This is a genomic window from Sphingopyxis sp. (assembly GCF_016704835.1).
Lineage (GTDB): Bacteria > Pseudomonadota > Alphaproteobacteria > Sphingomonadales > Sphingomonadaceae > Sphingopyxis.
Genome location: NZ_JADIZJ010000001.1, coordinates 340730 through 354087, shown reverse-complemented (window position 1 = coordinate 354087; position 13358 = coordinate 340730). Strand labels below are relative to the sequence as shown.

Genomic DNA, 13358 nt, shown 5'->3' with positions numbered 1-13358 from the left:
AGGCTTAGTTTCGATTCGGCGCGCGTGCGCCGCAGAGGCTTGCTGGCGTCGGTGTGCGGCTTGCCCGGGACCGGCAAGGACGGGTTCGAATCGGCGGCGGCATCACCGTCACCACCGGCATGTCCATCTGTCGATCGGCGCCGACACGACGATCAGGTGCAAGGATGTATCGACCCCGCGTCATCGCGGTTCGGTGACCTTCCACTTTTGAGCGAAAACCGAACAAAGGGGGAAGGGCGGTCCGGCGACGGGCCGCCCTTTTTTCGTGGCGCGGCGACTGCGGCGCGACGCAACATCCTCGCTGGAGGCGGCGTTGGAGATGTTCAACCTTGAAAGGAACATTTTATGGCCAATTCCAAACCGCTCGCATCGCAGCGTATTCTCATCATGGCCACCGACGGCTTCGAACAGTCCGAACTCGAGGTGCCGCTGGAGCGGCTCCAGGCGGCAGGGGCCGAAGTCGATATCGCGTCGCTCGCCACAGGAGACATTACCGGTTGGGACGGCGACGATTGGGGCGATGACGTCGAGGTCGACCTGAAGATCGCTGACGTCAATATCGATGATTACGCCGCTCTCGTCTTGCCCGGCGGTCAGATGAACCCCGATCTCTTGCGCGTCGAGGAAAGCGCGGTGGCGCTCATTCGCGACTTTGACCGCGCTGGCAAGTCGATCGCCGCCATCTGTCACGCCCCGTGGCTGCTGATCGAGGCGGGACTCGCCGAGGGCAAGCGCCTGACCAGTTACAAGTCGATCCGCACCGATGTCGTCAACGCGGGCGCCGAATTTGTCGACGAGGCGGTCGTGGTCGACGGCAATATTATCACCAGCCGCTGTCCCGACGCTCTGCCTGCTTTTTGCGATGCAATAATTGAAGCGGTGGCTGAAAGCCGCGTTGAAGCCTGATTGCGGAACAATCAGAACAAATCCAAACTCCCGAGCGCCAGCGCCTGCCGCGCTGGTCGCTCGGCCATCACCGCGAACATTTCGTCGCCGCGGTCAGTGCGCTCGACGTTCATCGACGCAAAGACCGCCATGAAATACCCGCTCAAGGCGCCGACGCGGTAATCGTCCCAAAGTGCCGCCGTATCGAAATCGACGCCGTGCGAGCCCAGCGCTGCGATCCAGTGGTCGAAGGCAGGTCGGTCGGCGGCGGCACGCTCGAGCGGGTCGGCGATGCTGGTGCCGACCAGATAAGCGAGGTCCGCCGCGCCGCTGCCACGCCCCAGTGTCTGCCAGTCGACGAGCCAGCAGGCGTTGCCGTCGGGGGAGAACAGGATATTGTCGATGCGCAGGTCGCCATGGACCAGCGTCCGCGCTGCGGGTTCGCGCGACAGATAAGCGTCGAGCTTAGCAACGATGCCCGCGCCGATGTCGAGGATTTCGCGCACGAGGCGGCCCGAATAACGTTCACGAAATCCCAAGTAGAGTTGCGGGAACAGCGCGCGGATCAGATCACCATTGTCGCGCGCGAGCCATGGCATTTGTGCCAGCTGTGGATCGTTCCAGAGGTAGGCGTGGAGCTTCGCTGCGGACTCGATGCACGGTATGAGGCCGCTGAGGCCTAGCCCCGTCAGCTGGTCGCCCTGCCGCGCCGGGGCGAGGTCGGAGAGGATCAGGATGAAGTCGACCTCGTCGTCCGCAATCTCCGAATGGTAGCAGCGCGGTGCCGGAACGCCGCTTGTGGTAGCAAGCTCGCGATACCAGCTGACTTCTTTGACATAGGTGCCAGTGAGTTTAGCGATATTGCGGCTGGCCTCGTCATGGCTTGGGCATTTGGCGATGACGGTAGCGGGGGCGTCGGCGCCATCCTGCCAGTCGCCATCCTTCCAATCGAGCATGAGGCGGTAGCTGTCGCACATCTGCCCGGTGCCGACCTTGGCCGCGCTGAAACCCTTCAGCCTTCCCGGCTGCCCAAGCGCGGCGCCGAGCCAGTCGGCGCTGATCGCCTCGGGCGACGTCGGAAAGCTCATGGGGTGGGTTCCAACAGGCCTGCGAGGCCAGTGGGCGCATGCGGACCGACGAACAATTGTTCGAGCACCCCGAGGCCGTGATCGGTGCGATCGCCGTCCGTCAGCTCGGCGCGAACCAGTGCCTGCACATGCATCGCCAGGGGGTTGCCCCACTCCCGCTCGGCTTCGGACAGGCGGTCGTGCGCGACTTTGAGGTCGCCATGGTCGAAGCCATGGCCCCAGGCGGGATGCGTGTACCCGAGCCCACTCATTGCAAATAGCGGTCCGATGGGGGTAAGGATCAGGCGCGTGCTGCCATCGAAATCGGCGGTCAGTCTGGTCAGGCGCCGCGTCCCCGACTGCCATTCGGCGGCAAACGCCGGATCGGCGAAATGGCGTTCACCGCCATTTCCGCTCACCAGTACTGAGCGGCGATTCCACGCATTGCCTTCACCATCGTCATTGCTGTGGAAGAACAGCGAGCGATCGGCGAAGTTGCACGGCGTCCACAGCCAGAAGAATTGGTTGAAATTGCCCTGCGGCGGCGGCTGCGGTTCGGCGGCGCCGACCGGGCGGATGCCCCAGCTGCGGTCGCGTGTTCCAGCCCAGTTGGCTCCCACTTCGATCCGCGCGCCATCGACTGCCAGCCAGCCCGACCAGTGGCCGTTCTGCGTCATGCGGGTATAGTCCATGAACAGGCGGGTGCCGTTGCGGCGCGTGAAGCGGGGTTCCTCGATAGGGAAATGGCGCGCTGTGAAATGCAGCTCGCCGGCGAGCGGTCCGTCATTGGCGGCAATTGTCAGCGTCAGTCGCTCCAGCGGTTCGTCGATGGTGATCGCAATCGGGCCGACCGCCAGGTCAAGCCGCTCGCCCGCCGAGCGGCGGCTGGCGCGGAGGTTATGCTGCACCCCGTCGATCAGGACGCAGAATGCCGCGTCGACGATGCCCAGCTGAGGATAAAATCCCATCGCGGCGGCGAAGAATATCGATCCGTCGGGCGCATAGCCGTTGAAGAAATAGCGGTCGTAAAAATTGCGGTCGGTGCCGGCGAACGCGATCGGCTCGGCGCTCTGGTGCAGCGGGAAATCGTCGCCCTTGGTCAGCATCGTCGTTCCTCATCCCGTTTTTTCTTGCAACCTAACGCGATGGGACGCGGCGTCAATGCACCGGCGGATCGACCGGGGGAACGGCATGGATAGGCGCCACTGGCTCGCCGGGTTCGCGCGGGGGCAGCGCGTCTGGCGGAACGTCGGCGATCTGCATATCGGGGGTCGGCACCGCTTCTACGTTGCGGACGCGGACGGCCACGTCGTCATCCTTGATACGTAGTTCGTTGAAGCTGGGCGGGGTTGAGCGGATGCGCTGCGACAAGGTGCCGGCGCCGATCATACGGATCGGACCAGCGGCAGTCGGCGCGACCAGATCGAACGCGTCGTGGACATGGCCCGTCAGTACCGCGGCGACGCCGCGCGACGCCAGTGTCTCAAGTGCGCGGGCTCCGCCGCGGGTTAGAGCGCGGCCTTTGGTGCCTGCTTCGACGAGCGGGTGATGCGCGGTGACCAGTGTCAGAGTCTGGGCGGGCAGCGTGTCGATCGCAGCCAGCGTCTTGGCGAGCGCATGACGTGTCACCCAGCCTTTCGACCAATCGAGCCGCCACTGTGCGCGCGCGGTGGTCTTGAGCGGCACGACCGCGACCCCCGCGAGATTAAGCTCGCGTTCGACGAGCCGCTCGATCCGCCGAATGCGGCGATAGGGCCAGAAAAAGCGCGCAAGCGGATTGAAATAGGGCAGGTCGTGATTGCCGACCTCGACCGTGACCGGCACATCGAGCGTTTCGATCCAGTCGCATGCCGCCGCAAACTCGCGGCTGCGGGCGCGCATCGTGAGGTCGCCGGTGATCAGCACCGCGTCGGGCTGTTCGCGGCGGACACATTCCCGAAACCAGTCGAGCGCGGCGCGATCCTCGAGTCCGAAATGCAGGTCGCTGATGTGGAATAGCCGCGTCATGCCGTCGCGAGGAAGTCGACCGCGCTGGAGCCGAGCGAAAATTTCGCGGGCGACGCCATGTCGGCCATTTCGCCGTCGAACTCTAGACTGATCGGTTTGTCGCTTTCGAGCACGACCGTCGCGCCGGTCACGATCGGTTCACTCGGCCCGTCGCGAAAATCGCCGCCCAGCCACGCGAGGCCGTGACGCAGCACATCGCCGGTGCCTTCGGTCAATATGCCATCGGCGCGGATGCCGCCGGGCGTGGGTGTCAGGATCACCGCCGGATAGGCTTTGCCGTCCGTGCCGATACGCACGCCGGGGGCGTTCATCATCTCGTCGAGCGCGTCGGGGGCTGCGCGGCTCGCCTCTATCAGTCCATCCTGCCGCATCGTCTCGCGCACTTCGGCCCAGCGCGTCGCCGGGCCGGCGACGACGGTGATGAAGGCGGTGCCGGCGTTGGAAACGATGGTCGGGATCGGGCTGCGCCGCACCTTGCCCTGCAGGGCATCGGCCAAAATCTCCGGTGCCGGCCGGTCGCCGTGCAGCGCCTTCGACAGCAGGTTAAGCGTCCCCCCCGGCAGCACCAGGATTGCGCCGTCCCAGCCCGCCGCTCTCGTCGCCGCCGCGTTAATCGTGCCGTCGCCGGTCCACACGAGCAGCAGATTGATGCCCTGCCGTGTCAGCTCGGCGGCGTCGGGAATGTCGCCGTCGGGCAAGGCAAAGGTCGCAACGAGCGGGGCGCCGCAGTCGCGGCAGAGTTCGACGATCTGCTCCCGGACAGCGTCGTCATGACTGCCGCTCTGGGTATTGCAGACAAGGGCGGGGCGGGAGAAGGGGCTGGGCATCGCCCTGTCCTACGCATGAGCGCGAAAAAGGTGGCGGACGGTTCTTTCGTCACCCCGGACTTGATCGGGGATCCATCGACCCTTTACCGCAAACCCGCTTGAGCATTCGAGGACCCCGGATCAAGTCCGAGAGACGAAGTAGGGTGTGGTCTCACCGCCCTCCTTGTTCCCCGCGTTCCCGCCCTGTAGGGCGAAACGATGAACGCACAGGCTACCAAAGGACCGCGAGTGATCAAGTTTCTGGTGGTGGCCGCCCTGCTCGTGCTTTTGTTCGGCGGCGCGGCGCGGATGATCGTCGCGGGCGGCGCGAAGTCGCTCAACCTTGGCGACCGAGTGCTCGGCGACAGCGTTGGCGCGACATTGCAGGTTGCGGGGCAGCCCTATGGTGCGGGGGAGCGCAACAAGCTCAATATCTGGGTACCGACGGGGACCAAGAAAACCGACAAGCTGCCGGTGCTTGTCTTCCTCTATGGCGGTGGCTGGTACAGCGGTGTGCGCGACGATTATGGCTTTGCTGGTCGCGCCTTCGCCAAGCAGGGCTTTGTTGTCGTCATCCCTGACTACCGCATCGTGCCCGAGGGCCATTGGCCCGATTTCCTGCACGACAGCGCCGCCGCGGTAGCTTGGACCGACGCGCATATAGCACGCTACGGCGGCGATCCCGATCGCATCGCGCTGTCGGGCCATTCGGCGGGCGCGTATAATGCGATGATGCTGGCGCTTGACCCGCGGTGGATGAAAGCGGCGGGCAGCGATGCGTCGGTCATCCGCGGCGTCGCAGCGCTCGCCGGGCCGGCCGATTTTTACCCGTTCGAAAAGGGCGGCCGGGCCGACGTCGCGATGGGCGACATCAGGCCGGTCGAGCAAACGCAGCCAATTACGTTCGTCCGCGCTGATGCGCCGCCTTTGTGGTTGGGCCATGGCACCGCCGACACCGTCGTGCGGGTGCGCAACAGCCAAAGATTGGCTGCGGCGATGCACAAGGTTGGCGGTTCGGCGACGCTGCGCGAATATGGCGGGCTCAGCCACAATGACCTGGTGATGGCGCTGACCAAGCCGCTGGCGTACAAGGGGCCGATCTTGCCCGAGATGACCGATTTCCTGCGCGGCGTCACCGCGCGCCGCGTCTCGCAAGCGCCAATTGCCCAATGATCCCGGCGATCGTCCTTGCGGGCAGCCGCCCCGGTCTCGACCCGTTGCTCACCGGCAGCGGCGTATTGACGAAGGCGCTGCTCCCGATCGCCGGGCAGCCGATGCTGGTTCATGTCGTGCGCGCGCTGCGCGCCTCGCCGCTGGTCGGTCCAATCACGATCCTGGCGCAGAACAGCGCCGAACTTGCAGCCGAACTGGCGCTGACGGAGCTCGCGAACCTCCATTTTGCGGATTCGGGGCAGGGGATCAGCAGTTCGCTTGCCGCAGCACTGCCCCCCGGCGACGCCCCCCTGCTGGTAACCACTGCCGACCATGTCCTGCTGACGCCCACGATGATCGCCGAATTTCTGAGCGGCGCGGCAGACAGCGATGTGGCGGTGGCGATGGTCGAGCGCGCCGTGCTGCTCCTACGTTATCCGGAATCGAAGCGGACGTGGCTCAAGTTTCGCGGCGGCTGGTGGTCGGGGGCGAACATGTTCTACCTGCGCGGGCGCCGGGTTCTGCCGCTGCTCGATTTCTGGGGCCGGATCGAACGCGACCGCAAAAAGGGACTCAAGATCATTGCCGCCTTCGGCCCGTGGCTGCTGATTGGCGCGCTGCTGCGTCTGTTCACGATTCAGCAGGGCGTAGCGCGCGCCGGGCTGCGTTTCGGGCTGACGGCGAAAGTGGTGCCGATGTCTGAGGCCGAAGCGTGCATCGACGCCGACAAGCCTGTTGATATCGAATTGATTGAGCGGATTAAGGCGGCCAAGTCCGTACCTTAGCTTTCGGCTGCGCCGAGCGCGTCGTCCACCGCCGCAATCGCCAACGCCAGCTCTTCTTCATACGGAATCGTCGCGTCGATATCGACGATCGGCGCGCCGCTGAATGCGAGCATTGGCACCGTCTCGACCTTGCGCGTGATCAGGGCGCGGTTATGGTCGGGTTTGCGCGCCATCACCGTCTCGACGTCGACGTGCAGACGGATGACGAGCGTTGGAACATAGGCCGCCATTTCGACATAAAGCGCGCGTTCCTTGGCTTGCATGGCGGCGAGACGCGCGTCCGTCGCGTAGCCGGCGAGGATTGGGCCGTCGTGGAGGCCCGGCACTTCGATCTGCGGATAGCGGTCGGTGACGACGGTGACACCCGCGCGGCGGCGCTCAACCAGCTGCTCGAACTTCGCACGGCGTTTGCTCGACTTTATCAGTGCGTAGCGTGCTGCGAGGTAGCCCGGGATCGGCCCACCGGGTTCGCGCAGGCTATCGGCAACACCATCAAGGAAGCGATGCAGCGGCGGGCCGATGATCGGCCAACGTCCGATGCGTCGCCCTTGTTCGCCTGAACCGAGGCCAAGATAACCGCTTTCCGCTGCGCGCGTCTTCTGGATATGCGCGAGCAGGTCGGCCGAAAGGGTCGATTTTCCTGACCCGTCGCTGCCGACCACAGCAACGAGGGGAGCGAGTGTTGACTCTGCAGAAATGGGGGGACCGATTTCGTCCCCCATGTGCTCAGCTCAGTTCCTTGAAAAAACCGATCATCTTCAGCCCGCCGACAATGAAGCGGACGACGACGAGCGCGGCATATGCATAGACCCAGTTCCACTGCTCGGCGGTCAGAGCGCCGAAGTCGAAGTCGAGGCGTGCGAACCAGGTCAGGAAAACGGTCGTGGCGAGCAGGAACAGTTTGTTCTGTTCGCGCCAGATCATCCGCTTCCACCAGAAGGGGTATTTGGGCTTCACCCAGCCGTGCAGGCGGGGGAGCAGCGCGGGGACGTCTTTCGCCCATTCTGCATGCGCTGCGCCGAATTTTTCGCGCAAATATTCTTCCTCGTAGATCGAGATGCGTTCGTAGATCAGGATCGCGAGCAGGAAGACAATTGCGCCGAACACCCAACTTCCCGACAGCATCGCCAGCCCGGTGAAATTGAGGATGCGGCCGACGTAAAGCGGGTTGCGCACCAGGCTATAAGGCCCGGTCGTATTGAGTTCGCTTGCCTCGGCAGCGACTTTCGCGCGGCCCGAGGTGCCGAGCGCGGCCCAGCCACTGGTGAAAACGCGGACGATCGCGCCTGCGCTGGCGACGCCGAGCGACAGCCAGAACCAGGTGCAGTCGCCGGTGGCGGTCTGGAACGGACCCCAATCCTTGCTGCACCAGGCAATCAGGACTGAAATCGCGATCGTGATGTAAATATAGGTGCCGCGAATGAAAAAGAGACGCTTGCCGCTGCGGGCGAGTTCTTGTTGGTACATAGGATTCCGCCTGTTGGCCGCAGATCGCGGCAAATACGTGGCGTCTCCTCTAACCGATTTTGCGGCCAAATTAAGACCGAATCACACGATTCGCAGCTTGCGCCCAGTCTTGCCGAGTGAAGCGCGGTCGGCGTGGGGTAGCGCAAAGCGCAGCGACAACCAGATCGCAGCCGCCGCAATGGCAATGATCAACGGTAGCGCCGCCGCGTCGGGCAAGCGGCTGACAAGGAGAGCCAACCCGCCGGCGACGAGTGTGATTGCAAGGCTGCGCAGCGCGACTTTCGGGAATTGATGATCGAACGGGTGCAGCCGTTCGCCAACTGCCAGCTGCACCATGGGAATTGCGGCCATGACGACGAGGCCGATCGACATGGCGAGCGTCACGCCGGTCAGTGCCTCCATATGGCCGACGATCAGCCAGCCAGCGCCGATGGCGACGAGGACGCCAACGATGCTGGCAGTGAGTTGATGTCGGAACGCCGCAACAACCTGCAGCACGGGGAGTGAAATGCCCAGGACCGCCTCGATCGCGCGCGCAAAGAGAAGGATGATCAAAGCAGCCCCTGCGACCTGCGCCTGAGCCCCGAACAGGCCAAGCAGCGATGAACTGCCCGCCGCCAGCACCGCGGTGAGGGGCAGCGCGATCGCCGAAATCAGGCGTGTTGCATAGGCGTAGATGTCGGCGACTTGCGCACGGTCTTCGCGTTCGGCGCTGGCTGCAAGTGGCGCCATCACATACACAAAGGCAATTCGGACGAGCTGAACAACGCTCGACAGCTTGCGCGCAATTGTGAACAGACCGGCGGCTGCGGCACCGGCTGCACCGGGGAGCAGCAGATTCAGGATCAGCGCGGGTGCGTCGCCGAACAGCCGCGCAATGACATTTGACGGCAGGATCGAAAGACCGGCCCAGAAGGTTTGACGCTCGACGTCACTACCGCGCCCGCCGCGCCACAGGTCGGCGAAATTATAATAGCGCGCGAGCAGACGGACGCAGAGGATCGCAGTGATACCAAGCGAGCAAAGATGGGCGATAAACAGCCCCTTGAGCCCGAGGCCGCCCCCAAAGAACATCCCTGCGAATACCAGCCGCATGATCTGTTCCCACACGATCCGCAGCCGGATTTCCGCGCCGAACACCATCCGCGCGCGCATCGCCGAGGTTGCAATCTCGACAAAGGCCCACAGTGGCAGTGCCCAAATGAAAATCCGGATTGCCGGGGTAACGAGTTCGCGGTCCTTCGCGGCGACATTGAGCAGCGGGCCAAGGTCAGCGGCAAAGATGGCAATCGTCGCGGCGACGACGATGCACGGGCCGACGCCAAAAATCATCGCGGTCCGCAGCGCCGCCGCCGCCTCGGCATCGCTCGCCGATTGCGGAACGGTGCGTTGCATTGCGCTGGTCATGCCCATGTCGAAGATATTTTCGAGCAGATTGATCGTCGCCCACAGCACCGCATAGAGGCCGTATCCGGCGAGTCCGAACATGAGCACATAGAGTGGCTGCGCGACGATTTCGACGACCGCGCCGAGCCGTGCGAGCACCGTGGTGCCAAGCCCGCGTGCGACGCTGCGACTGGTGACGGCGGGTTGGGCGGCGCTTTCGCTCATCGTTGCCGCCCTAGCGACTTGCCCGCGCCCCTGCCAGCGGCTTTCGCGCGCGCAGGCCCCGATCACCCCCTTGTCGTCCCCGCCAATCGGGTCTAGTCAGCCCGCAATTGCACAGGGAGCCCGCGACATGGCCGAATTCCGCCTGCCCAAGAACAGCCGCCCGCAAAAGACGGGCAAGACCCACAAGGCCGAAGGCGCGGCGGCGGTCAAGACGTTCCGAGTCTATCGCTACGATCCCGACAGCGGCCAGAATCCGCGCTTCGATACCTTCGAGATCGACACCGAAAAATGCGGTCCGATGGTGCTCGACGCGCTGATCAAGATGAAGAGCGAGCAGGACAGCTCACTGACCTTCCGCCGCTCGTGCCGCGAGGGCATTTGCGGCAGCTGTTCGATGAACATGAACGGCAAGAACGGTCTGGCTTGCACCACCGCGATCGAGGATCTGAAGGGTGACATCACGATCACCCCGCTGCCGGCGATGGATGTGATCAAGGATCTGGTCCCCGACTTCACCCATTTCTATGCGCAATATGCGTCGATCGAACCGTGGCTGAAGACCAAGACGACGACGCCGAGCGGCAAGGAACGGCTCCAGTCGCCCGCCGAGCGCGAAAAGCTCGATGGGCTGTACGAGTGCATCCTGTGCGCTTGCTGCTCGACGAGCTGCCCGAGCTATTGGTGGAACAGCGACAAGTTCCTCGGCCCCGCGATCCTGCTCCAGGCGTATCGCTGGCTCGCCGACAGCCGCGACGAGATGACCGGCGAGCGGCTCGACGAGCTGGAAGACCCGTTCCGCCTCTATCGCTGCCACACGATCATGAACTGCTCGAACGCCTGCCCCAAGGGGCTGAGCCCGGCACGTGCGATCGCCGAGATCAAGAAACTCGAGGCCGAGCGGCAGGTGTGAACGACGGGATCGAGGAACCGAAGCGCCGCGACCATTTCAGCGCCGAGGCGCTGGACAATGGCTGGCTGAGCTGGGATCTCAAGGACGCGAGCCGCTTCAACAGCTTTATCGAGCCGCTGACGGTGCGGGTCGAGCCGCCGACAGCGGATGGCCGCCCCTGCGCGCGGGTGCGGATGGTCGCCGAGCGCAAACACAGCAATCTGGGCGACAATGTTCATGGCGCGGTGACGCTGGCGCTGGTCGACATCGCGTTATTTGCCGCGTCGCATCAGTTCGGGTCGCTCAACGCAGGGCATTCGGTGACGCTCGACCTGTCGACGCAGTTTGTCGGCGCGGGCCGCCTGGGCGAGCCGTTGGACGCCGTGGTCGAGCTGGTGCGCGAGACTGGACGCCTGATCTTCCTGCGCGGGCTGGTGGTGCAGGGTGACGCCGACGAACATATCGTCCTGACCTTCGCCGGAACCATTCGCAAAGCGAGCAAGGATCGGGGCTGATGTCGGTGCTGTCGGCTTATGACGCGCTCGTCGCGGCGGGCGAACTCAAGCCCGATCCCGAGCAGCGCGCCGCCGCGGAACGGCTGAACGCACTGCAGGCGGAACTCGAAGCGGTGCCGCCGCGCGGCAGCCTGCTCTGGCGGCTGACCGGGCGCAAGCCCGAGGCGCCGCGCGGCGTCTATTTGTGGGGCGCGGTCGGGCGCGGCAAGTCGATGTTGATGGACCTGTTTTACGACCAGCTTCACATCCAGCGCAAACGGCGCGTCCACTTCCACGCCTTCATGCTCGATGTCCATTTGCGTATGCGCGAGGTGCGCAAAAGCGAGGCGGGCGATCCTATTCCGCTCGTTGCCGATGCACTGGTTGCCGACGTCCGCTGTCTGGCGTTCGACGAAATGGTGGTGAACAACAGCGCCGACGCGATGATCCTCTCGCGCCTTTTCACCGCACTGATCGACCGCGGGGTGACGGTGGTCGCGACCTCGAACCGCCCGCCGTCTGACCTGTACAAGGACGGGCTCAACCGCGAGCACTTCCTGCCGTTCGTCGCGCTGGTCGAGGCAAAGCTCGACGTGATGGGATTGAATGGCCCGACCGATTATCGCCGCGACCGGCTCGGTGACGGCGCGCGCTGGTTCGTTCCCGCCGACGAGGCGGCGAGCGCGGCGCTGTCGGCCGCCTTTTTCCGCCTGACCGACTATCCGCCCGAGGATCGCGCGCATGTCCCGACCCTCGATCTTGATCTCGGTGGCGGGCGGACGCTGCATGTTCCCAAGGCGCTGAAAGGCGTTGCAGTCTTTTCCTTCAAACGGCTGTGCGCCGAAGCGCGCGGGGCGGCCGACTATCTGGCGGTCGCGCGGCATTTTCACGCCGTCATCATCGTCGGCATTCCCCGCATGGGCCCAGAGAACCGCAACGAGGCGGCGCGCTTCGTCACCCTGATCGACGCACTCTACGAGTATAAGGTCAAGCTGCTCGCGAGCGCGGCGACGATGCCTGATGCCCTCTATGTCGCGGGCGATGGCGCATTCGAATTTGAACGCACCGCAAGCCGCCTGTCCGAGATGCAGTCGGACGATTATCTGGCGTTAGGCCATGGCCAACAGGACGCCGCTGGCAATCTTTCCCCAACGTGAGGAGTTGATCGTCACCGCGACGACGTCGCGGACATAGCGCACCTCATGGGCGAGATGTCCGAACCCCTGTTGAATGACACGGCGTAAGGTGCGAAGCGGCCGCGGCGCGGGAACATGGATCCGTGCCGGACGCGCGGGCGGCGCGGGGAGGGTAGCAAGCCCGCCGCTGGTGACGCGCGGATCGTCAGCGACGGCGCGGCAAAGTGCCTCCATCCGCGAAATGGCGAGGCGATTGGCGACGCGGCGGTCGCGGCTGAGCAATTCGAAACTGTGGCTGAACGCAGAAAACTGGATAGCGCCGCTGGCGGCGCTATGGTCGAGCGCGTCGCGCATTTCCTCTTCGGACATCGCGCATAACTGGGCCGGGCGGAAGCGGCTGGCGCGATCCATCAGCCCGCTCACTGGCACTTCGACCACGCCGTGGTGAACGCGCATACCCATGTTGCCGACATCAAGCGATATCGCGCAGCCATGGCCCAAATAGGCGCCATTAAAACTGCTGTCGAAACGGAAGCCGAGCGCCGCCAGCGCGCGCAGCGTGTCGTCGTTGGCGCCGAAATTCCCGGCGCGAAAAGCGGTCGGTTTCGGGGCACCGGCGCCGACCAGGATATCGCGGGCGAGACTGATCAGCTTCTTTTGCGCCGTCAGCGGGAAATCGCCGATGTTGCGGCCGGTCAACCGCCCCACAGGATTGAAGCGCGCGAAGGCCAGCCATTCGGTGTGGATATGCACCTGCACTTCGTGCCCGCGCTCGACGACGGGACGCACGATTGCGTCGATGACCTCGGGACCGTAAACCAGTGCTGGCATCGGATCGACAAAGAACACCCCGGTCAGGCCGTGGCGCTCGAGCATATCCATCTGGAAATAAATGCCGAAATCGCCGTCGCGGCACCGGCCGAGGATCGAGCTTTCGAAATTCGCGCGTGCATCGGCGCCGCGCTGGTACAGCCCGGCGGACAGCTCGGTATCGACACTGATGATTGCCCGCGTCACCCTCGAATCCTAGCGGCATGGCAATAAGGGACGGTTAACCGG

Annotated in this window: 14 protein-coding genes; 6 read left to right on the top strand and 8 right to left on the bottom strand. The window is 64.4% G+C overall.

Annotated features, from left to right (window positions below):
* Positions 1 to 345: 345 nt before the first annotated feature.
* Positions 346 to 906 (top strand): type 1 glutamine amidotransferase domain-containing protein, encoded by a 561-nt coding sequence (locus IPF76_RS01795; protein WP_293838816.1) that lies wholly within the window; start codon positions 346 to 348, stop codon positions 904 to 906.
* Between the two features lie 11 nt (positions 907 to 917).
* Here IPF76_RS01795 and IPF76_RS01790 read toward each other — a convergent pair whose 3' ends face one another.
* Genes IPF76_RS01790 through IPF76_RS01775 form a run of 4 tightly spaced genes read right to left on the bottom strand, consistent with a single transcriptional unit; the run spans position 918 to position 4786 of the window.
* The gene (locus IPF76_RS01790) at positions 918 to 1973 is read right to left on the bottom strand and encodes a phosphotransferase (RefSeq protein ID WP_293838813.1); all 1056 of its coding nucleotides are present in this window, start codon (positions 1971 to 1973) and stop codon (positions 918 to 920) included.
* Positions 1970 to 3058 carry a hypothetical protein gene (locus IPF76_RS01785; protein WP_293838810.1) on the bottom strand — a complete coding sequence of 363 codons (1089 nt, stop codon included), beginning with the start codon at positions 3056 to 3058 and terminating at the stop codon, positions 1970 to 1972. The genes IPF76_RS01790 and IPF76_RS01785 overlap by 4 nt, the downstream gene beginning before the upstream one ends.
* 52 nt (positions 3059 to 3110) lie before the next feature.
* The gene (locus IPF76_RS01780; RefSeq protein ID WP_293838807.1) at positions 3111 to 3959 is read right to left on the bottom strand and encodes a metallophosphoesterase; all 849 of its coding nucleotides are present in this window, start codon (positions 3957 to 3959) and stop codon (positions 3111 to 3113) included.
* Positions 3956 to 4786: a diacylglycerol kinase family protein gene (locus IPF76_RS01775; RefSeq protein ID WP_293838804.1), complete on the bottom strand. Its 831-nt coding sequence runs from the start codon at positions 4784 to 4786 to the stop codon at positions 3956 to 3958. Before IPF76_RS01775 ends, IPF76_RS01780 begins: the two co-directional genes overlap by 4 nt.
* 228 nt (positions 4787 to 5014) lie before the next feature.
* Between IPF76_RS01775 and IPF76_RS01770 the strand changes: the two genes are divergently transcribed.
* Positions 5015 to 5938, top strand: a complete 924-nt coding sequence (locus tag IPF76_RS01770) for an alpha/beta hydrolase (protein ID WP_293838801.1) — start codon at positions 5015 to 5017, stop codon at positions 5936 to 5938.
* On the top strand, positions 5935 to 6702 hold the full coding sequence (locus tag IPF76_RS01765) for a nucleotidyltransferase family protein (RefSeq protein ID WP_293838799.1): 768 nt from the start codon (positions 5935 to 5937) through the stop codon (positions 6700 to 6702). The genes IPF76_RS01770 and IPF76_RS01765 overlap by 4 nt, the downstream gene beginning before the upstream one ends.
* Here IPF76_RS01765 and IPF76_RS01760 read toward each other — a convergent pair.
* The 3 genes from IPF76_RS01760 to IPF76_RS01750 form a co-directional block, all read right to left on the bottom strand.
* Positions 6699 to 7424 carry a nucleoside triphosphate hydrolase gene (locus IPF76_RS01760; RefSeq protein ID WP_293838797.1) on the bottom strand — a complete coding sequence of 242 codons (726 nt, stop codon included), beginning with the start codon at positions 7422 to 7424 and terminating at the stop codon, positions 6699 to 6701. The genes IPF76_RS01765 and IPF76_RS01760 overlap by 4 nt on opposite strands.
* 4 nt (positions 7425 to 7428) lie before the next feature.
* On the bottom strand, positions 7429 to 8169 hold the full coding sequence (locus IPF76_RS01755) for an isoprenylcysteine carboxylmethyltransferase family protein (protein ID WP_293838795.1): 741 nt from the start codon (positions 8167 to 8169) through the stop codon (positions 7429 to 7431).
* An 81-nt stretch (positions 8170 to 8250) separates the two neighbouring features.
* Complete coding sequence (locus IPF76_RS01750) at positions 8251 to 9780, bottom strand: oligosaccharide flippase family protein (protein ID WP_293838793.1); 1530 nt, start codon at positions 9778 to 9780, stop codon at positions 8251 to 8253.
* A gap of 127 nt (positions 9781 to 9907) precedes the next feature.
* On the opposite strand from IPF76_RS01750, the gene IPF76_RS01745 reads away from it, so the two are divergent.
* From IPF76_RS01745 to zapE, 3 genes are read left to right on the top strand one after another with little or no spacing between them, the layout of a single operon-like run.
* On the top strand, positions 9908 to 10690 hold the full coding sequence (locus IPF76_RS01745) for a succinate dehydrogenase iron-sulfur subunit (RefSeq protein ID WP_293838790.1): 783 nt from the start codon (positions 9908 to 9910) through the stop codon (positions 10688 to 10690).
* Positions 10687 to 11184, top strand: coding sequence for a PaaI family thioesterase (locus IPF76_RS01740; protein WP_293838787.1), 498 nt, complete (start codon positions 10687 to 10689; stop codon positions 11182 to 11184). The genes IPF76_RS01745 and IPF76_RS01740 overlap by 4 nt, the downstream gene beginning before the upstream one ends.
* Complete coding sequence (gene zapE / locus IPF76_RS01735; protein WP_293841841.1) at positions 11181 to 12320, top strand: cell division protein ZapE; 1140 nt, start codon at positions 11181 to 11183, stop codon at positions 12318 to 12320. The genes IPF76_RS01740 and zapE overlap by 4 nt, the downstream gene beginning before the upstream one ends.
* On the opposite strand, the gene IPF76_RS01730 is transcribed toward zapE, so the two are convergent.
* The gene (locus IPF76_RS01730) at positions 12273 to 13316 is read right to left on the bottom strand and encodes a hypothetical protein (protein WP_293838784.1); all 1044 of its coding nucleotides are present in this window, start codon (positions 13314 to 13316) and stop codon (positions 12273 to 12275) included. The genes zapE and IPF76_RS01730 overlap by 48 nt on opposite strands.
* Between the last annotated feature and the right edge of the window lie 42 nt (positions 13317 to 13358).